The organism is Streptomyces sp. NPDC056628, from assembly GCF_042792555.1.
GTDB lineage: Bacteria > Actinomycetota > Actinomycetes > Streptomycetales > Streptomycetaceae > Streptomyces.
Genome location: NZ_JBHTWG010000002.1, coordinates 95,346 through 114,793 on the forward strand (window position 1 = coordinate 95,346; position 19,448 = coordinate 114,793).

Consider the following 19,448-nt stretch of genomic DNA (forward strand, 5'->3'; position numbering starts at 1 on the left):
GTCCTCCCAGCTCGTGCGCGTGTGGGGCGGATGGTACTCGTCGGTGCCCACCCCTGCGAGTGCCGGGCGGCGCAGGGAACGGGGGCCGCCCGTCGCCCGGTCCCCTCACCCCGGCGCGACGAACCCCGACTCGTACGCCGTGATCACCGCCTGCGTGCGGTCGCGCGCCCCCAGCTTCGCCAGCACGGCGCTCACATGCGACTTCACCGTCTCCGTGCCCACGACGAGCCGCGCGGCGATCTCGGCGTTCGACAGCCCACGCGTCATCAGGCGCAGGACGTCGGCCTCCCGCTCGGTCAGCCGGGCCCGCTCCAGCGCCGCCCGCGCCGCACAATTGCCGCCGCCGTCCCCGTAGCGCGCGGCCAACTGGCGCACCGAGGCGGGGAACAACAGCGACTCGCCCGCGGCGACCAGTCGCACGGCGTGCACGATCTCGGCCGGGCGGGCCCGCTTCAGCAGGAAACCGTTCGCTCCGGCGCGCAGCGCCTCGTAGACGTACTCGTCGTTCTCGAAGGTGGTGATCACGACGATCTTCGGCGGCTCGGCGACCGTGCGCAGGACCGCGCGCGTGGTCTCGATACCGTCCAGCAGCGGCATCCGCACGTCCATCGCGACCACGTCCGGGCGCAGCTCACGCACCAGCGGGATCACCGCCGCCCCGTCGGCGGCCTCCCCGACGACCTCGATGTCGTCCTGTGTCTCGAGCACGGCCCGCAGTCCCGCGCGTACGAGGGGTTCGTCGTCGACGAGGAGCACGGTGACCGGCATCCGGCCAGCCTAGATCACCTCAACGGCAGCTCGACGTGCACCTGCCAGGCGTCCCCGAGAGGTCCGGCGCTCGCGTGGCCACCCAGCAGGGCGGCGCGTTCGCGTATGCCCCGCAGGCCGCTGCCCCTTCCCGGCTCGGGTGACTCCGCGGGCAGGGGATTGCGCACGTCGAGGCGGAGGGTGGCGCCCTCGACGCTGACGCGGACCCGGGCCGGGACAGGCCCCGCGTGCCGCAGCACATTGGTCAGCGACTCCTGGAGGATGCGGTAGCCCTCCCGGGAGACCGGTCCCGGCACGCCCTCCAGAGGCCCCGTCAGATCGGCGTCCACCTCGGCGCCGGACGCCCGCGCCGACTCCAGCAGACGGCCGGCGTCCGTCAGCGTCGGCCGGGAGCCCGCGGGCCTGCCGGAGTCCCGCAGGACGCCCAGGACACGCTCCAGGTCCTCCAGAGCGGCCCGGCCCGTCTCCTCGATGGCGACCAACGCCCGCCGGGTGAACGCCGGATCGTCCGCGGCACGGGCCGCCCCGGCCTGGAGGACCGCCGCGGTCAGCGCATGCCCGATCGAATCGTGCAGCTCGCGGGCGATACGAGTGCGCTCCAGAAGTTGCTCGGTGCGCTCCTCCAGGGTGGCCAGACGCTCGGCCGGGGAGGGCCCGAGCAGCCGCACGGCCAGGGCCGTGATCAGGTGGCCCGCGGCCCACACGGCAGCCGCCAGGACCGCGAGCAGCACGGGCACGAGCAGGATGTGCCACCCGCGCGCCGGGCCGAGCGGGGGCACGATCACGCCCCCCGGCCCGGAGCCCGCGGCGGCCGGCACCAGATCCGCGACGGCGAAGAGCAGTTGGGCGATCAGCGTCATGGAGGCACAGCCGAGGAGGAACCGCGCCTCCAGCCACAGTACGAGCCGCCACCGGTCCGCCCAGGTCGCGGACGGGGCGACGACGATGCCCGCGCTGTCGCTGTCGTGGCGGTGCCCGGTCAGCAACAGCCGTGCCTGCAGCCCCTCGACCGTGCGCATGGCCGGCACCAGCCCGGCGGGCACGAGCGCGGCTGCGGCCACCAGCCAGATCCACCACCCCTCCCTGATGAAGATCAGCATCGCCGGCCACACGACGGTCAAGAACAGGTGCAGCAGCCGTGTGTACGTCACCGCCCGGCCGAACGGGCGCAGCAAACGGGCCATTGCGCCATCGTGTCAGGCACCGCCGGCAACGGACCTCCCCCGCGCGGGGGAGACGATCTCCACCCGCGGGGGAGGCCACGCCCCACCTCAGCCGGTCAGGCTGAGGCCATGACCAGCATCGAAGTCCAAGCACTCACCAAGGAGTACGGCACCGGGCGAGCCGTGGACGACCTGAGCTTCACCGTCCTCCCCGGCCGCGTCACGGGCTTCCTCGGGCCCAACGGCGCCGGGAAGTCCACCACCCTGCGTCTCGTGCTCGGTCTCGACCGGCCCACCTCCGGGACGGCCACGGTCGGCGGCCGCGCCTACGCCACCTTGAGGGACCCCCTGCGCACGGTGGGCGCCCTGCTCGACGCCGGTGCGGCGCACGGCTCCCGCACCGGCCGCGACCATCTGCGGGTCCTCGCCGCGAGCAACCGCATCCCGGCGCCCCGGGTCGACGAGGTGCTGGCGCGGACGGGGCTCACCTCGGTGGCGCGGCGCAGGGTGAAGACGTACTCCCTGGGCATGCGCCAGCGGCTCGGCATCGCGGCGGCGCTCCTCGGCGATCCCGAGGTCGTGCTGCTCGACGAGCCGTCCAACGGCCTCGACCCGGAGGGCATCATCTGGATCCGCGGACTGCTGCGCCGCCTCGCGGGAGAGGGCCGCACGGTCCTCGTCTCCAGCCATCTGATGAACGAGACCGCGACGTTCGCCGACCACCTGGTGGTCCTGGGCCGCGGCCGGCTGTTGGCCGACACCCCGATGCGGGACTTCATCAGCGCGCGCGTGGAGCCACGCGTGCGGGTCCGCACCAGTGACGCCGAAGCGCTGGAGTCGCTGCTCGCCCGGCACGGCCTCGACGCCGACCGGCACCAGGACGGGCACTGGACGGTACGTCACGCGCGCGTGGACGCCGTCGGGCGCCTCGCCGCGCAGGCGGGCGTCCCGCTCCTCGAACTCGCCGCCGAGGAGGGCACGCTGGAGCAGGCGTACCTGGATCTCACCTCGGAGGCGACCGAGTTCACCGCACGGCAGCAGGAGGTCTGACGATGCCGAACGCACCCGTGCTCCACTCGGAGTGGCTCAAGATCCGTACGCTGCGGTCCCTGCCCGCCACGCTGGGCGCGCTGTTCGCGGTGACCACGGCGTTCTCCGCGCTCGCGGGGGCCGACACGGGCGACGACCCGCTGTTCACGGCGCTGTTCGGGGTCCTGCCCGGTCAGATCGCCGCCGTCTCCTTCGGCGCCCTGGCCATGGCGGCCGAGTACCACGGGGGCGCCCTGCGGGTGTCGCTGGCCGCGGTCCCGCGGCGCGGGCGCTGGTTCGCCGCCAAGCTGACGGCCGTCGCCGTGCCGGTCCTTCTCACCGGGCTCGTGACCGCCGCGACGGCGCTCGCCGCGGCCCGCGCGGACGGCCTGACCGGCTCCGAGCAGGCGCGCGCGATCATCGGATGCGGCCTCTACCTCATGCTCATGGCCCTGTTCGCGACCGGTCTGACCGCCGTGTTCCGCAGCGGCGTGGCCACCCTGTCCGTCCTGATCCCGTTCCTCCTCGTGGTGTCGTTCGTCGTCGGCGACTCCGTGGGCACCGTGGCCGACTTCCTCCCGGACAAGGCGGGACAGACCGTCCTCCACCGGACGTACGACGGCTCCCTCGGACCGTGGTCCGGGCTCGCGGTGACCGCGCTGTGGGCGGCCGCCGCGCTCCTCGCGGGGGCGTGGAGCGTGCGGCGCAGAGATACCTGACACCACGCCAATTGTCAGTGGGGGCGGCGATACTGCACCCCATGGACGTCGTGAAGGACCTGGCCCTGACCGACTCGTTGTGCGCACGGGAGTTCCCCGCCGGGCGCGACGGGGCGGGCCCCGCGCTGGGCGGCCCCGGCTACTTCCTGGTGGTGCTCGGGGCCGTCGGCGACGGCACGGCCGCCGATCTGTACGCCCACGAGGCGGCGCTCATAGAGCGGTTCGAGGAGCGCTGGGGGGAGGGGGCGCGCTGGGGGAGCGTGACGCTGCTGGAGCGGGGGGTTCGAGGCGAGGAGATACCCGAGCCCTGGGCCCGACTCGGCACCCGCGCGGACGACCTGAGGACCTGGCGGGCACCGGGCACCGGCCGCTGGGTCAGCCTCGCCGTCGCCGACCGGGACCCGGAGGCGGACCCCGAACTCCTGCTGATGGTGACCGACAGGGACCCGCCCTGACGGGTCAGTCCTCCGCGGCCACCCGCAGCCGGGCGAACTCCTCCGCCATCGTCGCCGTCGTCCAGTGCGCGTTCAGCCCGCTCGGGTTGGGCAGCACCCACACCCGCGTCCCCCCGATCGTCCGCTCCTGCGGACCCACCTGCGCCCCGCGGTCGTCGAACGCCGCCCGGTAGGCGGTCACCCCGACGACGGCCAGCCGGCGCGGACGCAGCCGCTCCACCTTGGCGGTCAGCAGCCGGCCGCCCTCGCGGTACTCCTCGGCGCTCAGCTCGTCGGCCCGCGCCGTCGCCCGCGCCACGACGTTCGTGATGCCGAGCCCGTACGACGGCAACTCCCCCTGCTCCGACGGCTTCAGCAGGCGCGGCGTGAAACCGGACAGATGCAGGACCGGCCAGAAGCGGTTGCCGGGGCGGGCGAAGTGGTGGCCGGTCGCGGCCGTCATCAGACCGGGGTTGATACCGCAGAACAGCACGCGCAGGCCGTCCGCGACCACGTCGGGGACGAGGCGGTCGCGGGCGGCCTCCAACTGCTCGGCGGTGAAGCGCGGCATGCCGTGCGCCACGTCAGAGGATCGCGCCGGGCGTGTAGCCCGCGGCCTCCGGACGCTGCTTCACGATCTCCTCGATCCGGCCCACGATCACACCGACCTGCGCGGCGGCGGCGCCGGTGAACGACAGCTTGTCGGCCATCAGCGCGTCCAGCGCCGCCCGGTCCAGCGGGATGCGCTCGTCGGCGGCCAGCTTGCCGAGCAGTTCGTTGCGCTCGGCGCCCTGCTCCCGCATCGCCAGCGCCGAGGCGACGGCGTGCTCCTTGATCGCCTCGTGCGCGACCTCACGGCCCACGCCCGCGCGCACGGCGCCCATCAGCACCTTGGTGGTGGCGAGGAACGGCAGGTAGCGGTCCAGTTCGCGGGCGACGACGGCCGGGAAGGCGCCGAACTCGTCGAGGACCGTCAGGAACGTCTCCAGCAGGCCGTCCAGCGCGAAGAAGGCGTCCGGCAGGGCGACCCGGCGGACCACCGAGCAGGACACGTCGCCCTCGTTCCACTGGTCGCCCGCCAGCTCGCCGGTCATCGAGGCGTAGCCGCGCAGGATCACCATCAGGCCGTTGACCCGCTCACAGGACCGGGTGTTCATCTTGTGCGGCATCGCGGAGGAGCCGACCTGGCCCGGCTTGAAGCCCTCGGTCACCAGCTCGTGCCCGGCCATCAGCCGGATCGTCTTGGCCAGCGAGGACGGCGCCCCGGCCAGCTGCACCAGCGCGGTCACCACCTCGTAGTCCAGCGAGCGCGGGTAGACCTGGCCGACCGACGTGAACGCCTGCGAGAAGCCCAGGTGCGCGGCGATCCGGTCCTCCAGCTCCGCGAGCTTCACCGCGTCCCCGCCGAGCAGGTCGAGCATGTCCTGCGCGGTGCCCACCGGGCCCTTGATGCCGCGCAGCGGGTAGCGGTTCAGCAGCTCCTCGACCCGGCCGTACGCCACGAGGAGCTCGTCCGCGGCGGTCGCGAAGCGCTTGCCGAGGGTGGTCGCCTGGGCGGCGACGTTGTGGGAGCGGCCGGCCATGACCAGCTCGGCGTACTCACCGGCCAGCTTGCCGAGACGGGCCAGCACGGCCACCGTCCGGTCGCGCATCAGCTCCAGCGAGAGGCGGATCTGCAGCTGCTCGACGTTCTCCGTGAGGTCACGGGAGGTCATGCCCTTGTGCACGTGCTCGTGCCCGGCGAGCGCGTTGAACTCCTCGATCCGCGCCTTCACGTCGTGCCGGGTGACCTTCTCGCGCTCGGCGATGGACGCCAGGTCCACGGTGCCGAGGACACGCTCGTAGTCGGCGATCGCCTCGTCCGGCACCTCGATGCCGAGGTCCTTCTGAGCCCGCAGCACGGCGAGCCAGAGCTGACGCTCCAGCTTCACCTTGTGCTCGGGGGACCAGAGCGTGGCGAGCTCGGTGGAGGCGTAGCGTCCGGCGAGGACGTTCGGGATGCGGGGCTTGGCGGGCGCAGAAGTCACGTGCACGGAGTTTACCCGGCGCCCTCCGGGCCCCGGGCGCCGCTCCGGCCGAGCGCCCCAGGTCAGGGGCGCGGCCCCGGGTGCCGGTTCCCGCGGCGGCTGTGGCGGGTCGATCGGGTGAATTCCCCGCCGGTGGCCGCGTCCCGGTTTCCCGGGGCCTTCACAACTCGTTCATAGTCTGCAGGTCGTGGCGAGTTCGCAGCTGTGCGCGTCACCTTTCCTGCCACGACGTCTCGAATTCCGGCGAGCGACGAATTCGTGTCGATGACCGACGTCGGCTTCCCATTCCGTCCGAAAGAAAGACAACGAGAATGCGACAGGCTCTGACCAGGGGATTGATCGTGGCCGCCGCCGCGACGAGCGCCCTGTCCCTGTACGGCACCAGCGCGTCCGCGGCCCCCCGTGTACAGGGCACCGTGGTGAAATCCGCCGTCGTCCTGCCGGGTCACGCGAAAGCGCCGGACCCCGACGGGCTGCATCAGCTGGACGACAAACTCGGCGCGATGGACGAGCAGCTCGACGGCGTGGACAAGAGGATCGACGAGCTGAAACTGCCGGGCGCCGCCCCGGAGGCCGCCCCCTCCGACCAGGGCACCGCCTCCTACGGAAGCGACGAGCCGTCCGGCGCGAGCTACGGCACGGACGAGCCGAGCGGCTACGGCTCCGACAAGCCGTCCGACGAAGGCCATGGCTACGGCTACGGCGACGAGCCGTCCGAGCCCACCGGCCACGGCCACGGCTACGGGTACGGGTACGGCGAGGAGTCCGACAAGACGGACGAGCCCAGCGGGCACGGCCACGGCTACGGGCACGGCTACGGCGACGAGCCCGACACCCCCGAGCCCACCGAGCCCACCCCCACCCGGCCCGGCCCCACGTCCCACGACCCCGGTCCGGCGCCCTCGCAGACCCCGCCCGCCGGGCCGGACCGGCCGCACCTGCCCGAGACCGGCGTCGGAGGCATCGTCGGAGGCATTGCCGTCAGCGGCGCACTGCTGATCGCCGGCACCGTGCTGTACCGGCGCAACCGGGCCGCGTCGCGCGGCTGGTCGCGCGGCTAGAAGAGTGACGCCCCTGCCGCGACCCGGCGGGGGCGTCATCACGCACCGCTGTCCTACGCGCCCGGCCCTTCGTAGGGCAGCAGCTCGGGGCGCTTCGCCGGCCGTCCGTCGCCCGAGGACCGTCCGGTCAGGCGCCGCCCGATCCAGGGCAGCAGGTGCTGACGCGCGAACCGGGCGTCCGTGACCCGTCGCGCCACCCAGCGCGGCGGCACCGTGGCCGGCAGCGGCGTACGCCACTCGGTGTCGGCCGGGTCGTAGCCGAGCGCCTGCCACACGGCCTCCGCGACCCGGCGGTGCCCTTCTGCCGTCAGGTGCAGCCGGTCCACGTCCCACATCCGCGGGTCGCCCAGCGACGGCGCCCCGTACAGGTCGACCACGATCGCGCCGTGGCGCTCCGCCAGCTGGTCCACGCAGGCGAACAGCTCCTCCATGCGGGGCCGGAACCGCTCCAGGACCGGCCCCTGCCGCCCCGGGCTGCGCATGAGCACCAGCTGACGGCAGGCCGGCGCCAGCTTCTCCACGGCCTCCTCGAGGAGGCCGCGCACCCGGCCCATGTCGCACTTGGGCCGCAGGGTGTCGTTGAGCCCGCCGACGAGGGTGATCACGTCGGCGCCCATCGCGGCGGCCACGTCGACCTGCTCGTCGACGATCTGCCCGATCAGCTTTCCGCGCACGGCGAGGTTCGCGTACCGGAAGCCGGGGGTCTGGGCGGCCATCCGGCCGGCGAGGAGGTCGGCCCACCCCCGGTACGAACCGTCCGGGAGAAGGTCCGACATGCCCTCGGTGAAGGAGTCGCCGACGGCGACCAGGCTGCTGTGAGTGGGATTCGTCTGCATGGCGACGGAAATGGTATCCCGAGCTCCATACCCAGCGGTCGGTCGGCCCGGGAACCACCCTCCGGCCTCGTCAGGCGTGCTGTCCGAACAACTCGCGCAGCACGTCCTCCATCGTCACCAGCCCGGCGAGCCGCCCGTCGGCGCCGAGGACGGCCGCGAGGTGCGTACGGCTGCCCCGCATCGCGGTGAGCACGTCGTCCAGCGGTGTGCTCTCCCGGACGCGCGCGATGGGCCGCATGTCCCGGATCTGGAACGGCACGTCCCGCGGGGAGGCGTCGAGCGCGTCCTTGACGTGGAGGTAGCCGACGATACGGCGGCCCGAGTCGACCACCGGGAAGCGGGAGAAGCCCGACTGCGCCGACAGCCTCTCCAGCTCCTCCGGCGTGATGCCCACGTGCGCGTAGACGACCCGCTCCAGCGGAAGCGCCACGTCGCGCACGGGCCGGCGGCCCAGCTCCAGCGCGTCGTGCAGACGCTCGCGCGCCCGATCGTCGATGAGACCCGCCTCACCCGAGTCCCGCACCATCCGGGCCAGCTCGGAGTCCGAGAAGGTCGCGGTGACCTCGTCCTTGGTCTCCACGCGCAGCAGCCGCAGCAGCGTGTTGGCGAACGCGTTGATCGTGAAGATCACCGGTCGCAGCGCACGGGACAGCGCGACCAGCGGCGGACCCAGCAGCAGGGCGCTGCGCACCGGCTCGGCGAGGGCGATGTTCTTCGGCACCATCTCGCCGAGGAGCATGTGCAGATAGGTGGCCAGCGTCAGCGCGATCACGAAGGAGACCGCGTGACCGGCGCCCTCGGGGACGCCCACCGCGTGGAACACGGGCTCCAGCAGATGGGCGATGGCCGGCTCCGCGACGATGCCGAGCACCAGGGTGCACAGAGTGATGCCGAGCTGCGCCGCGGCCAGCAGCGCGGACACGTGCTGCAGCCCCCACATCACGCTCTTGGCGCGGCGGTCCCCTCGCTCGGCGTGGGGCTCGATCTGGGAGCGGCGCACCGAGATCAGGGCGAATTCGGCGCCCACGAAGAAGGCGTTGACGACCAGCGTCAGCAGGCCGATGAACAGCTGTACGGCGGTCATCGCCCGTCCTCCTGCGTCTCGTGCTCCGCCGGTTCGTCGAGCGGGGCGTGCAACAGCACCCGCGCGGCCCTGCGGCCCGCGGCGTCCACCACCTCGAGCCGCCACCCGGCGACCTCGACCTCGTCGCCGACGGCCGGGATCCGGCCGAGCTCGGTGGCGATGAGACCGGCCAGGGTCTCGTAGGGACCCTCGGGGGCCTTCAGGCCCAGGCGCGCGAGCTGGTCGATGCGTGCCGAGCCGTCGGCCGAGTACAGCGCGCGTCCCAGTTCGTCGGTGCCGGCGGGGGCGATGTCGGGCGTCTCGTGCGGGTCGTGCTCGTCGCGGACCTCGCCGACGACCTCCTCGACGATGTCCTCCAGCGTGGCCACGCCCGCGGTGCCGCCGTACTCGTCGATGACCACGGCCATGGTGCGCTTGCCGGAGAGACGGTCGAGGAGCCGGTCCACGGTGAGGGTGGTCGGGACCAGCAGCGGCTCGCGCATCAGCTCGGACACCGGGGTGCGCGGCCGTTCCTCGGAGGGCACCGCGATGATGTCCTTGATGTGGGCGGTACCCACCACCGAGTCGAGGCTGCCGCGGTAGATCGGGAAGCGGGACAGGCCCGTCGCGCGGGTCGCGTTCGCCACGTCCTCGCAGGTGGCCTGGACGTCGAGGGCGACGACCTGCACGCGCGGGGTCATCACGTTCTCCGCCGTCAGGTCGGCGAGGTTCAGGGTCCGCACGAAGAGTTCGGCGGTGTCCGCCTCCAGGGCACCTTCCCGGGCGGAGTGCCGGGCCAGCGCGGCCAGCTCCTGGGGGCCGCGCGCGGCGGCCAGCTCCTCGGTCGGCTCGACACCGAACCAGCGCACTATGCGGTTCGCCGTGTTGTTCAGGTGGGTGATGAAGGGGCGGAAGGCCGCGCTGAACCAGCGCTGGGCGTTGCCCACGCGTTTCGCGACGGCCAGTGGCGAGGAGATCGCCCAGTTCTTGGGGACGAGTTCACCGACGACCATCAGGACGACCGTCGACAGGGCCGTGCCGATGACCAGCGCGATCGAGCTCGCCACCGAGCGGGAGATCCCCATCGACTGCAGCGGGCCCGCGAGCAGGGCGGCGATGGACGGTTTGGCGAGCATGCCGACGACCAGGTTGGTGACGGTGATGCCGAGCTGCGCGCCGGAGAGCTGGAAGGTCAGGTTCCGTACGGCTTTGAGGGCGCCGGCGGCGCCGCGCTCGCCGCGCTCCGCGGCCCGCTCCAGCTCGCTGCGCTCGACGGTCGTCAGGGAGAACTCGGCCGCGACGAACGCGCCGCACGCCAGCGACAGCAGGATCGCCACCAGAAGGAGGAGCACTTCGGTCATCGGGTCACCTCCGTCCCATGGTCGGACGGGGAGGGAACGTACGCGCGATGTCTACAACTGGGAGGCTCGCCCATGGGCGGAGGCTCACACCTTTCACTGGAGGACCGAAGTCACTGGAGGACCGAAGTGACGCTCCAATAGTAAAGGATCGGCAAAAGTGGTCAGTCCGTGAGGTGCTTGACCCACCGCCGCCATTCGTCCTGGAGCGTGTACCCCGCTGCGCGCCAGGCATGGTGCGCACGCGTGTTCCCTTCCAGGACCATCGCGTCGGCGCGGCGCCCGCCGAGCCGTACGAACCGCTCCTCGGCGGCGGCCAGCAGCGCCGAGCCGATCCCCTGACGGCGCCGGTCCGGGTGCACCGCCAGCCGGTACAGATGGCACCGCCAGCCGTCGAAGCCCGCGATGACCGTGCCGACCAGCTCGCCGTCCAGCGCGGCCAGGATCAGCGCCTCGGGGTCGCGGGCGACGAGCCGCTCGACGCCGTCCCGGTCGTCGCTGATGCTGGTGCCCTCGGCGGCCGTCTTCCAGAAGGCCAGCACGGCGTCCAGGTCGCGGGCGGTGGCGGGACGCATACGAAGATCACTCATGCTCCGATCCCACCACCGGGGCCGGAGTGCCGCACGGGATTCCGCCATACGGACGCCCGGGCCTCCGAGCCGTCACTCGTGCGCGATGGCCGCCAGCACGTTCATGCGCGAGGCGCGCAGCGCGGGCAGCAGCGCCGCCACGACCCCCACCACCGCCGAGCCGACCACCACGGCGACGATCGTGCCCCACGGGATCGCCAGCGCCGTCATGCCCTGCAGGGCCAGCACCTGCTGCGCGCACACGCCCCACACCAGTCCCAGCCCGAGCCCGAGGACGGCGCCGAACACGGCGATCACCACCGACTCCAGCCGGATCATCCGGCGCAGCTGGCGCCGGGCCAGCCCGATGGCCCGCAGCAGCCCGATCTCCCGGGTCCGCTCCACCACGGACAGGGCGAGCGTGTTGACCACGCCGAGCACCGCGATGACGATCGCGAGACCCAGCAGGGCGTACACCAGGTAGAGCAGCACGGCGATCTGGTCGTGCACCAGATCCTTGTAGTCGGCGACGTCCCGGACCTGCACCTGCGGATACGGCTCGAGAGTCCCCTCCAGAGCGGCCCGCAGCGCGTCCGCGTCCGTGCCGGGTGCGGCGTTCACGTACACGGCCGCGTCCTGGCCGCCCGGCGCGTACTTCTCCAGCGTGGCCAGGCCGAGGAAGACGCCCCCCTGCGCGCCGAACCCGTCGACGGAGTCCTGGTCGGTGAGGGCCCCGACCGTCAGCCTGGCCCGGCGCCCGTCCTGGAACTCGACGGACAGCGCGCTGCCGACCCGCACCCCGTGGTCCCGGGCGAAGTCGCGGTCCATCCCGAGGTGCCCGTCCGCGAGCGCCGCCGCGGAGTCCCCGCGCGCGTAGGTGAGGTGGGCGACCTCGTCGAGTTCGGGCTCGTACCCGGCGGCGGTGGTCCGCACCCGGTCCCCGTCGGGCAGGCGCAGCGCGATCGTCGTGAGCTGCGAGCGGACGACCAGCCCGACGCCCTCGGTCGCGTGGATCCGGTCGGCGATCTCCCGGGGGAAGGGGACGAAGTTGCCGTCCTGCACCACGAAGTCGGCCCCGAGGGTCTTGTCGATCTGCTGGTCGAACGACGTCGACATCGAGGCGCTCGCCACCGACATCCCGCCGACCAGGGCCAGGCCCACCATCAGCGCGGCCGCGGTGGCACCCGTGCGGCGCGGGTTGCGCAGCGCGTTGCGCTGGCTCATCCGGCCGACCGGTCCGAACAGCACCGGGAAGGCTCCGCCGAGCACCCGGATGACGGGACGCACCAGCAGCGGGCCCGCGACGACCGTGGCGATCAGCGTCAGCAGTACGCCGGTGCCGAGCAGGGACGCGGCCGTGGACGTCCGCGAGGACACGGCGGCGCCCGCGAGCGCGGCCGCTCCCACCGCCCCGACGGCCGACCCCGCCACCGCGCGCAGCCGCAGCGGGCGTCCGACGTCCGCGATCTCCGCGTCCGCGAGGGCCGCCATCGGGGACACCCTGGCCGCCCGGCGGGCCGGGAGGTAGGCCGCGACGAAGGTGACGCCCAGTCCGACGACATAGGCGGCGACCGGGGTGCCCCAGCCGATCACCATCTCGCCGGTCCTGATGCGCATGCCCAGCAGGCCCATCAGTTCGATGAGCCCGGCGGCCAGGCCGATGCCGGCCGCCAGCCCCGCCGTCGAGCCGACGAGTCCCAGCAGCAGCGCCTCGGTGAGGACCGAGCGGCGCACCTGGCGGCGGTCCGCGCCCAGCGCGCGCAGCAGCCCCAGCTCACGGGTGCGCTGGGCGATCAGCATGGAGAACGTGTTGACGATCAGGAACACGCCGACCAGGACGGCGACCGCGGCGAAGCCGAGCATGACGTACTTGATGACGTCGAGGAAGGTGCCCAGTTGCTCGACGTCCGACTCGGCCTGCTCGTCGGCGGTCCGCAGATCGTAGGCCGCGGCATCGGCACCCAGGGCCTCGGCCGCCCGCCGCTTGACCTCCGCGTCGGTGACGCCGTCGGCCGCGTCGAGCGTGATGCCGGTGGCCGCGTCCGCGTCGCCGAGCAGCCTCGTCCGCGCGGTGGCCGTGTCGAGGAAGACCAGCGCGGCACCCGGGTTGGTGGTGGTGAAGGTGGCGATGCCGACGACGTGGACCGGGAAGGAGCCCTGGGGTCCGACGACGGTGAGCCGGTCCCCGATGCGCACGTCCGCCCGGTCCGCGGTGTCCGCGTCGAGCAGCGCCTGCCCGCCGCCCTTCGGGGCGTGCCCGGAGGTGAGCTCCAGCGGGCTGCGGTCGGTCGGGTTCCAGACGGCGGCCAGCGTCGGCGCGCCCGTGGTCGGGCTCACCCGCCGGCGGTCCGCGTCGACGACGGTGATGCCGTCCACGTCGACCTCCGCCCGGGCCGCCGCGACACCGTCCACCCGGGCGAGGCGCCCGGCCAGCGCGGCCGGCAGGGTCGGTGTGCGCCCGGAGGAGATCGTCTCGTCGAACGACTCCCTGGGCGTGACGGTGACGTCCGCGGCCGTCGAGGCGAACAGGCGGTCGAAGGTGCGGCCGACGGTGTCCGAGAAGATGAGACTGCCGACGACGAACGCCACCGACAGGAGCACCGCCAGGGCGGACAGCGCGAGCCGTCCCTTGTGGGCGAGGAAGCTCCTGAGTGTCGCCTTGAGCACCGGTCAGCCCTTCCCGAGCGCCGGGCCCTCCCCGGCCTCGACGCCCGGGGCGCGCCCGCCGTCCTCGAAGGCCCCGCGGATCACGTCGAAGCGTTTCATCCGTTCCAGCACGGCCTCCGCCGTGGGGCGCCGCATCTCGTCGACGATTCGCCCGTCCCCGAGGAACAGCACCAGATCGGCGTGGGCGGCGGCCCCCGGATCGTGGGTGACCATGACGACCGTCTGCCCCAGCCGGTCGACGGCCTCGCGCAGGAACCCGAGCACCTCCAGGCCGGCCCGCGAGTCCAGGTTGCCGGTGGGTTCGTCGGCGAAGATCAGCTCGGGCCGGGAGGCGAGCGCGCGGGCGCAGGCGACGCGCTGCTGCTGGCCTCCGGACAGCTGGGAGGGGCGGTGCCGCAGCCGGTCGCGCAGCCCGAGCGTGTCGACGACCTGGGCCAGCCACGCCTCGTCGGGCCGGCGGCCCGCGATGTCCATGGGCAGGGTGATGTTCTCCGCCGCGGTCAGCGTCGGGATGAGGTTGAACGACTGGAACATGAACCCGATCCGGTCCCGCCGCAGCCGGGTCAGTTCACGGTCCTTCAGCCCCGTGATCTCGGTGTCGCCGAGCCAGACCCGTCCGGCCGAGACGTCGTCCAGACCGGCCAGGCAGTGCATCAGCGTGGACTTCCCCGACCCCGAGGGCCCCATCACCGCCGTGAACCGGCCGCGCGCGATGTCCACGTCCACCGCGTCGAGGGCGAGCACGGCGGTCTCGCCGGAGCCGTACGCCTTGGTCAGCCCGCGGGCGCGGGCCGCCACTCCTTCGGCCGGCGCGGGACCGGGGACGTACTCCGCGGTTGCTGTGGACAAGGCCGCCTCCTCACAGGACGCCACGGCGGCCGCCGGGACGCCGCCCCTTCTCGGTGCCGCCGAGCCTATGTGATCCACCCCACACCGGGTATCCTCCTGCGGTGCCGCGCCGCCTCCGACCCAGGTGGGGGACCCGGGACCGGTGTAAGGGGCACCGACGCCGCCGGGAGGACGCTTGCCGTGCTAGCACCCGCGCGCTAGCTTCGAGGTATGGCGAAGACCCAGCTGAACGTGAGAGTGGACGAGGGCACGGCCCGCGCCGCCCGCGAACGCGCCCTGGCCCGCGGGATGAGCGTGAACCGCTACATCGAGGAGCTGGTCCGCCAGGACACCGGCGAGGTCGGCCACACCTTCGTGGAGGCGGCGGCCGACTTCATGAAGCAGTACGAGTCGGTGTTCGCCGAGGAGTTCGGCACCGACCGCGAGGGCCCGCGCGAAGGGCGCCACTGATCCGTTGAGTCCGCTGACCATCGATCTCGCCTGGCTGCTCATGGTTGCCGAGAAGCGCACACCGGGCGACCCCCGGGTCACCGACTGGGGCGCCCTCGTCGCCGCCGTCGCCCGCCATCAGGCCGAGATATTCGACGTCCCCGTCTACGACAGCCCCCAGGCCCGTGCCGCCTCCCTGCTGCAACTGCTCATGCACGTCCCCGCGTTGGAGCGCTCGAACGCGATGTTCGCCGCCGCGGTCGCCTACGCCTACCTCGTGGCCGGCGGCCTCAAGGTCGTCACCTCGCCCGAGCAGGTGCGCGACCTCGCCCGCCTGGTGCACAACGGCGAGGCGTCCGTGCAGGACATCGCGCGGGAACTGGAGAGCTGGAGCCTGTGAGCGCCCTACCGGTCGGGTGACGTCCCGCCCTCGGCCGCCCGCCAGGCCGTGCCCAGCACGCAGTAAGACGACGGCAGGGCCGGACCGTTCTCCGGGACCATCACCCGCCGGTAGGGGCCGAGTTCGAGACCCGCGTCCCGCAGCGCCGCCACCGGGTCGCGCGAGACATGGCAGCCGCCGCTGACCAGCGGCCACACCGTACGGTCCAGCACGCGCTGGGTGCGGAGCATCGCCCGCCCGCCGCCCCGGCCGTGCTCGAAGAACCGCACGCTCCCGCCGGGCCGCAGCACCCGGCGCACCTCGGACAGTGCCCGCGGCACGTCCCGCACACTGCACAGCACCAGCGACAGCACCACCGCGTCGAATCCCTCGCTCTTGACCGGCAGCGCCTCCGCCGTGCCCGGCGCCACGTCCACGGGCACCTCGGCGCGCAGCGCGGCCTCCACCGCCAACCGCCGCAGCGTCCGCTCCGGTTCGATGGCGACCACCTCGGAGACCGTGGCCGGGTAGTGCGCGAAGTTCAGGCCGTTGCCCGCGCCGATCTCCAGCACCCGGCCAGACAGCCCTCCCAGCAGCCGCTCCCGGATCCGGGCCATGCCCATCCGGGTCTCGGCGCCGACACTCACCTTGGCGTAGCAGCGGGCGAACACCGGGTGGTGCACGGCGTCGCGTGGGCGGGCGCCCGCACGGGCGGATCGCAGGGCCATGGGACCTCCCGGGCAGTACGGGACTCACTCCCGATTCTCCCCCGAACGATGCGGACGCATCCCCCGCCGCGCGCATCCGCCCCGCGCGACGCCTCAGCGCGCCGTCCGCTCCCGGAACCCGTCCGCGTCCCACCGGCCGAACAGCCGGGGCGCCAGCCAGTCCGGAGCGGCCGCCCGGAACCCGGCGGACGGCAGCCCGCCCGCACCCGCGGGCACCGCGCCCAGCAGCGGCGCCCCCGCGACCTCGGGGAGATCCGCCACGTTGCAGCGGGACGCCAGGTCCGGTTCGCCGGGCCAGCTGCCGATCACCACGCCCAGCGGGTCGAGCCGCCGGCGCCGCAGCTCACGGGCCGTCAGCTCCGTCGTGTTGAGGGTGCCGAGACCGGCCGACGCCACCACCAGGACGGGGGCCGCCAGCAGCTCGGCCGCGTCCGCCAGGGTGCCGCCCGCCTCGTCGAAGCGGACGAGCAGCCCGCCGGCCCCCTCCACCAGCACCAGGTCGTGCTCGGCGGCCAGCTTCGCGGCGGCCTCGGCGACCTCCGCGGGACGGACAGGCGCCCGGCCCGCCCGCCGCGCGGCCGTCGCCGGGGCCAACGGGTCGGGATAGCGGGCGATTTCGGCCGTGGTCACCTGACCGGCCAGCCGTGCCACCTCGGCCGCGTCCCCGTCCTCGTCCGGGCCCACGCCCGTCTGCGCGGCCTTGAGCACCGCGACCGTACGGCCCGAGGCCAGCGCCGCCGCGGCCACCGCCGCGGTCGTGACCGTCTTGCCGACCTCCGTGCCCGTGCCTGTGACCACCAGTACCGGCATCTCAGCCCTCTCGTGCGGCCGCGCACACCGCGCGGGCGATCCGTGCGACGTCGGCGTCGCCCGTGACGTACGGCGGCATCGTGTAGACCAGGTCGCGGAACGGCCGCAGCCACACTCCCTCGCGCACGGCGGCCGCCGTCGCCGCCCCCATGTCCACCTCGTGGTCGAGCTGGACCACACCGATCGCGCCGAGGACCCGTACGTCCTTGACGCCCGGCAGATCCGCCGCGGACGCCAGACCGGACCGCAGCCCCGCCTCGATCCGCCGGACCTCGGCCTGCCAGTCCTGGCCCAGCAGCAGCTCGATCGACGCGCAGGCGACCGCGGCCGCCAGCGGGTTGCCCATGAAGGTCGGGCCGTGGGCGAGCACCGGCACCTCGCCGCGCGAGATGCCGTCCGCGACGCGTGCCGTGCACAGCGTCGCCGCCATCGTCAGATAGCCGCCGGTCAGGGCCTTGCCCACACACATCACGTCCGGTGTCACCGCGGCGTGCTCCGCCGCGAACAGGGCGCCCGTGCGCCCGAAGCCGGTCGCGATCTCGTCGAACACGAGCAGGACGTCGTGCGCGTCGCACGCCTCCCGCAGCACCCGCAGATACGCCGGGGAGTGGAACCGCATCCCGCCGGCGCCCTGCACCACCGGCTCGACGATCACCGCCGCCAGTTCGTCCGCGTGCCGCTCGATCAGCGACCGCAGCCGTTCGGCGTACGCCTCGTCGTACTCGGCCGGCGGCGCGTCGGCGAACACCTGGCGCGGGAGCACGCCCGCCCACAGCTCGTGCATCCCGCCCTCGGGGTCGCACACCGACATCGGCTGCCACGTGTCGCCGTGATAGCCGCCGCGCCAGGTCAGCAGCCGCCGCTTGCCGGGCCGTCCCAGCGAACGCCAGTACTGCAGGCACATCTTGACCGCGACCTCGACCGACACCGAGCCGGAATCGGCCAGGAAGACATGCTCCAGGCCGTCAGGCGACATGTCGACAAGGAGCTTCGCCAGCCGTACGGCGGGCTCGTGCGTGAGCCCGCCGAACATGACGTGGCTCATCTTCGCCAGCTGCTCGTGCGCCGCCTCGTTGAGGACCGGGTGGTTGTAGCCGTGGATGGCCGACCACCACGACGACATGCCGTCGACCAGCTCGCCCGAGCCGTCGGCGAGCCGCAGCCGCACCCCGCTCGCCGACTCCACGACGAGCGGTTCGGCGCGGCCCGGCATCGGGCCGTACGGATGCCAGACGTGCCGCCGGTCGAGGGCCAGCAGCTCGGGCACACCCAGGCCGGGCAGCTCAGGCATTGGGCGCGAGGTCCGTCCCGGCGCCCCGCCGGCGGACGGCGACCAGGTCGGTGCGCGGCTCGGCGGCCGGCGCGGGAGCGGCCGTATCGGGAGCGGACGTACCGCACACCCCGCCGTCCGCGTGCGATCCGCACCCGGCGCTCTCGTGGGACCCGCAGCCCGCGCTCCCGTGCGATCCGCAGCCGCCCCCGGCCGCGGTCGCCCGGTGCTCCGGCAGGGTCACCTGGTCGGCGCCCTCCACCTCGAAGCCGGCGTCCGCGATCATGTCCAGGTCGGCCTTGCCGGCCTGGCCCTCACTGGTGAGGTAGTCGCCGAGGAAGATCGAGTTGGCCAGGTGCAGCGCGAGGGGCTGCAGGGTGCGCAGGTGCACCTCACGGCCGCCGGCGATGCGCACCTCGACGTCCGGGCACACGAACCGCACCATCGCGAGGATCCGCAGACAGCGCTGCGGGGTGAGGTTCCACTCCTTGGCCAGCGGGGTGCCCTCGAACGGGATCAGGAAGTTGACCGGCACCGAGTCCGGGTCCAGCTCACGCAGCGCGTAGACGACGTCGACCAGGTCCTCGTCGCTCTCGCCCATGCCCGCGATCAGCCCGGAGCAGGCGGACAGACCGGCCGCGTGCGCCTTGTTCACCGTGTCCACCCGGTCGGCGTACGTGTGGGTGCTCGTGATCTCCCCGTACGTGGACTCCGAGGTGTTGAGGTTGTGGTTGTAGGCGTCCGCGCCGGCCTCGCGCAGCCGCTCCGCCTGCCCGTCCGAGAGGAGCCCGAGGCAGGCGCACACCTCGACGCCGTCGTTCTGGTCCTTGATGGTCTTGATGGTCTCGGAGACCCGGTCCACGTCACGGTCGGTCGGACCGCGCCCGGACGCCACCAGGCACACCCGTTTGGCGCCACCCGCCAACCCGGCGGCCGCGGCCTGGGAGGCCTCGTCCGGCTTCAGCCAGGTGTACTTGAGGATGCCGGCGGTGGAGCCGAGCCGCTGCGAACAGTACGAGCAGTCCTCCGGGCACAGGCCCGACTTGAGGTTGACCAGATAGTTCAGCTTCACCCTCCGGCCGAACCACTTCCGGCGCACCTTGCCGGCCGCGGCCACCACGTCGAGCAGGTCGTCGTCGGAAGTGGCGAGAACGGCGAGTGCTTCCTCGCGGGTCGGCAGCTCGCGCCGAAGCCCCTTGTCCACCAGCGTGTTCAGCAGGTCCATGGGAGGTGATCCTGACGTACGGAGGGGGCCCGAGCCAAGGTGAGTTTGCACAACCCTGTCGATT

The 19,448-nt window shown here is 73.3% G+C and carries 20 protein-coding genes; 6 read left to right on the plus strand and 14 right to left on the minus strand.

Features of this window, described 5'->3' with window-relative positions; translation table 11 throughout:
• Window positions 1–105: 105 nt before the first annotated feature.
• Both ACFRAC_RS03785 and ACFRAC_RS03790 read right to left on the minus strand, forming a co-directional pair.
• Entirely contained in the window at window positions 106–768 is a 663-nt protein-coding gene (locus ACFRAC_RS03785; RefSeq protein ID WP_382920163.1) for a response regulator, read from the minus strand.
• 14 nt (window positions 769–782) lie between these two features.
• Window positions 783–1,952 (minus strand): sensor histidine kinase, encoded by a 1,170-nt coding sequence (locus tag ACFRAC_RS03790; RefSeq protein ID WP_382920165.1) that lies wholly within the window; start codon window positions 1,950–1,952, stop codon window positions 783–785.
• Between the two features lie 108 nt (window positions 1,953–2,060).
• Here ACFRAC_RS03790 and ACFRAC_RS03795 point away from each other — a divergent pair, with 108 nt between their 5' ends.
• The 3 genes from ACFRAC_RS03795 to ACFRAC_RS03805 are packed head-to-tail and all read left to right on the plus strand — an operon-like array spanning window position 2,061 to window position 4,134.
• Window positions 2,061–2,981 (plus strand): ATP-binding cassette domain-containing protein, encoded by a 921-nt coding sequence (locus tag ACFRAC_RS03795; protein ID WP_382920167.1) that lies wholly within the window; start codon window positions 2,061–2,063, stop codon window positions 2,979–2,981.
• A 2-nt stretch (window positions 2,982–2,983) separates the two neighbouring features.
• Complete coding sequence (locus tag ACFRAC_RS03800; protein ID WP_382920170.1) at window positions 2,984–3,679, plus strand: ABC transporter permease; 696 nt, start codon at window positions 2,984–2,986, stop codon at window positions 3,677–3,679.
• Window positions 3,680–3,720: 41 nt separating this feature from the next.
• Complete coding sequence (locus ACFRAC_RS03805; protein ID WP_382920173.1) at window positions 3,721–4,134, plus strand: hypothetical protein; 414 nt, start codon at window positions 3,721–3,723, stop codon at window positions 4,132–4,134.
• Between the two features lie 4 nt (window positions 4,135–4,138).
• Here ACFRAC_RS03805 and mug read toward each other — a convergent pair whose 3' ends face one another.
• Window positions 4,139–4,684, minus strand: coding sequence for a G/U mismatch-specific DNA glycosylase (mug, locus tag ACFRAC_RS03810; protein ID WP_382920175.1), 546 nt, complete (start codon window positions 4,682–4,684; stop codon window positions 4,139–4,141).
• Between the two features lie 13 nt (window positions 4,685–4,697).
• Window positions 4,698–6,140: an adenylosuccinate lyase gene (gene purB, locus ACFRAC_RS03815; RefSeq protein ID WP_382920178.1), complete on the minus strand. Its 1,443-nt coding sequence runs from the start codon at window positions 6,138–6,140 to the stop codon at window positions 4,698–4,700.
• A gap of 311 nt (window positions 6,141–6,451) precedes the next feature.
• Here purB and ACFRAC_RS03820 point away from each other — a divergent pair, with 311 nt between their 5' ends.
• Window positions 6,452–7,201: a hypothetical protein gene (locus tag ACFRAC_RS03820; protein WP_382920182.1), complete on the plus strand. Its 750-nt coding sequence runs from the start codon at window positions 6,452–6,454 to the stop codon at window positions 7,199–7,201.
• Window positions 7,202–7,254: 53 nt separating this feature from the next.
• On the opposite strand, the gene ACFRAC_RS03825 is transcribed toward ACFRAC_RS03820, so the two are convergent.
• The 6 genes from ACFRAC_RS03825 to ACFRAC_RS03850 form a co-directional block, all read right to left on the minus strand.
• Complete coding sequence (locus ACFRAC_RS03825) at window positions 7,255–8,037, minus strand: SGNH/GDSL hydrolase family protein (RefSeq protein WP_382920184.1); 783 nt, start codon at window positions 8,035–8,037, stop codon at window positions 7,255–7,257.
• A 70-nt stretch (window positions 8,038–8,107) separates the two neighbouring features.
• Window positions 8,108–9,121 carry a hemolysin family protein gene (locus ACFRAC_RS03830; RefSeq protein WP_382920186.1) on the minus strand — a complete coding sequence of 338 codons (1,014 nt, stop codon included), beginning with the start codon at window positions 9,119–9,121 and terminating at the stop codon, window positions 8,108–8,110.
• Entirely contained in the window at window positions 9,118–10,461 is a 1,344-nt protein-coding gene (locus ACFRAC_RS03835) for a hemolysin family protein (RefSeq protein WP_382920189.1), read from the minus strand. The genes ACFRAC_RS03830 and ACFRAC_RS03835 overlap by 4 nt, the downstream gene beginning before the upstream one ends.
• Before the next feature lie 161 nt (window positions 10,462–10,622).
• Entirely contained in the window at window positions 10,623–11,048 is a 426-nt protein-coding gene (locus tag ACFRAC_RS03840) for a GNAT family N-acetyltransferase (protein ID WP_382920192.1), read from the minus strand.
• Between the two features lie 72 nt (window positions 11,049–11,120).
• Window positions 11,121–13,694: an ABC transporter permease gene (locus ACFRAC_RS03845; protein WP_382920194.1), complete on the minus strand. Its 2,574-nt coding sequence runs from the start codon at window positions 13,692–13,694 to the stop codon at window positions 11,121–11,123.
• A 3-nt stretch (window positions 13,695–13,697) separates the two neighbouring features.
• Entirely contained in the window at window positions 13,698–14,543 is an 846-nt protein-coding gene (locus ACFRAC_RS03850; RefSeq protein ID WP_361346291.1) for an ABC transporter ATP-binding protein, read from the minus strand.
• Window positions 14,544–14,753: 210 nt separating this feature from the next.
• Here ACFRAC_RS03850 and ACFRAC_RS03855 point away from each other — a divergent pair, with 210 nt between their 5' ends.
• The gene (locus ACFRAC_RS03855) at window positions 14,754–14,993 is read left to right on the plus strand and encodes a hypothetical protein (protein WP_062668086.1); all 240 of its coding nucleotides are present in this window, start codon (window positions 14,754–14,756) and stop codon (window positions 14,991–14,993) included.
• Between the two features lie 4 nt (window positions 14,994–14,997).
• On the plus strand, window positions 14,998–15,372 hold the full coding sequence (locus ACFRAC_RS03860) for a fic family toxin-antitoxin system, toxin component (protein WP_382920197.1): 375 nt from the start codon (window positions 14,998–15,000) through the stop codon (window positions 15,370–15,372).
• A 5-nt stretch (window positions 15,373–15,377) separates the two neighbouring features.
• Here ACFRAC_RS03860 and ACFRAC_RS03865 read toward each other — a convergent pair whose 3' ends face one another.
• The 4 genes from ACFRAC_RS03865 to bioB all read right to left on the minus strand — a co-directional run bounded on the left by ACFRAC_RS03865 (window position 15,378) and on the right by bioB (window position 19,384).
• On the minus strand, window positions 15,378–16,079 hold the full coding sequence (locus ACFRAC_RS03865; protein WP_382920199.1) for a class I SAM-dependent methyltransferase: 702 nt from the start codon (window positions 16,077–16,079) through the stop codon (window positions 15,378–15,380).
• A gap of 93 nt (window positions 16,080–16,172) precedes the next feature.
• Window positions 16,173–16,889, minus strand: coding sequence for a dethiobiotin synthase (gene bioD / locus ACFRAC_RS03870; protein WP_382920202.1), 717 nt, complete (start codon window positions 16,887–16,889; stop codon window positions 16,173–16,175).
• 1 nt (window position 16,890) lies between these two features.
• Window positions 16,891–18,180, minus strand: a complete 1,290-nt coding sequence (locus tag ACFRAC_RS03875; protein WP_382920204.1) for an adenosylmethionine--8-amino-7-oxononanoate transaminase — start codon at window positions 18,178–18,180, stop codon at window positions 16,891–16,893.
• Complete coding sequence (gene bioB, locus ACFRAC_RS03880) at window positions 18,173–19,384, minus strand: biotin synthase BioB (protein ID WP_382920206.1); 1,212 nt, start codon at window positions 19,382–19,384, stop codon at window positions 18,173–18,175. The genes ACFRAC_RS03875 and bioB overlap by 8 nt, the downstream gene beginning before the upstream one ends.
• Between the last annotated feature and the right edge of the window lie 64 nt (window positions 19,385–19,448).

What these genes read in the sequence shown, in the direction of transcription:
- ACFRAC_RS03785 (WP_382920163.1), bottom strand. Translation starts at nt 768, where the DNA reads ATGCCGGTCACCGTGCTCCTCGTCGACGACGAACCCCTCGTACGCGCG.
- ACFRAC_RS03790 (WP_382920165.1), bottom strand. Translation starts at nt 1,952, where the DNA reads ATGGCCCGTTTGCTGCGCCCGTTCGGCCGGGCGGTGACGTACACACGG.
- ACFRAC_RS03795 (WP_382920167.1), top strand. Translation starts at nt 2,061, where the DNA reads ATGACCAGCATCGAAGTCCAAGCACTCACCAAGGAGTACGGCACCGGG.
- ACFRAC_RS03800 (WP_382920170.1), top strand. Translation starts at nt 2,984, where the DNA reads ATGCCGAACGCACCCGTGCTCCACTCGGAGTGGCTCAAGATCCGTACG.
- ACFRAC_RS03805 (WP_382920173.1), top strand. Translation starts at nt 3,721, where the DNA reads ATGGACGTCGTGAAGGACCTGGCCCTGACCGACTCGTTGTGCGCACGG.
- mug (WP_382920175.1), bottom strand. Translation starts at nt 4,684, where the DNA reads ATGCCGCGCTTCACCGCCGAGCAGTTGGAGGCCGCCCGCGACCGCCTC.
- ACFRAC_RS03820 (WP_382920182.1), top strand. Translation starts at nt 6,452, where the DNA reads ATGCGACAGGCTCTGACCAGGGGATTGATCGTGGCCGCCGCCGCGACG.
- ACFRAC_RS03825 (WP_382920184.1), bottom strand. Translation starts at nt 8,037, where the DNA reads ATGCAGACGAATCCCACTCACAGCAGCCTGGTCGCCGTCGGCGACTCC.
- ACFRAC_RS03830 (WP_382920186.1), bottom strand. Translation starts at nt 9,121, where the DNA reads ATGACCGCCGTACAGCTGTTCATCGGCCTGCTGACGCTGGTCGTCAAC.
- ACFRAC_RS03835 (WP_382920189.1), bottom strand. Translation starts at nt 10,461, where the DNA reads ATGACCGAAGTGCTCCTCCTTCTGGTGGCGATCCTGCTGTCGCTGGCG.
- ACFRAC_RS03840 (WP_382920192.1), bottom strand. Translation starts at nt 11,048, where the DNA reads ATGAGTGATCTTCGTATGCGTCCCGCCACCGCCCGCGACCTGGACGCC.
- ACFRAC_RS03855 (WP_062668086.1), top strand. Translation starts at nt 14,754, where the DNA reads ATGGCGAAGACCCAGCTGAACGTGAGAGTGGACGAGGGCACGGCCCGC.
- ACFRAC_RS03865 (WP_382920199.1), bottom strand. Translation starts at nt 16,079, where the DNA reads ATGGCCCTGCGATCCGCCCGTGCGGGCGCCCGCCCACGCGACGCCGTG.
- bioD (WP_382920202.1), bottom strand. Translation starts at nt 16,889, where the DNA reads ATGCCGGTACTGGTGGTCACAGGCACGGGCACGGAGGTCGGCAAGACG.
- ACFRAC_RS03875 (WP_382920204.1), bottom strand. Translation starts at nt 18,180, where the DNA reads ATGCCTGAGCTGCCCGGCCTGGGTGTGCCCGAGCTGCTGGCCCTCGAC.
- bioB (WP_382920206.1), bottom strand. Translation starts at nt 19,384, where the DNA reads ATGGACCTGCTGAACACGCTGGTGGACAAGGGGCTTCGGCGCGAGCTG.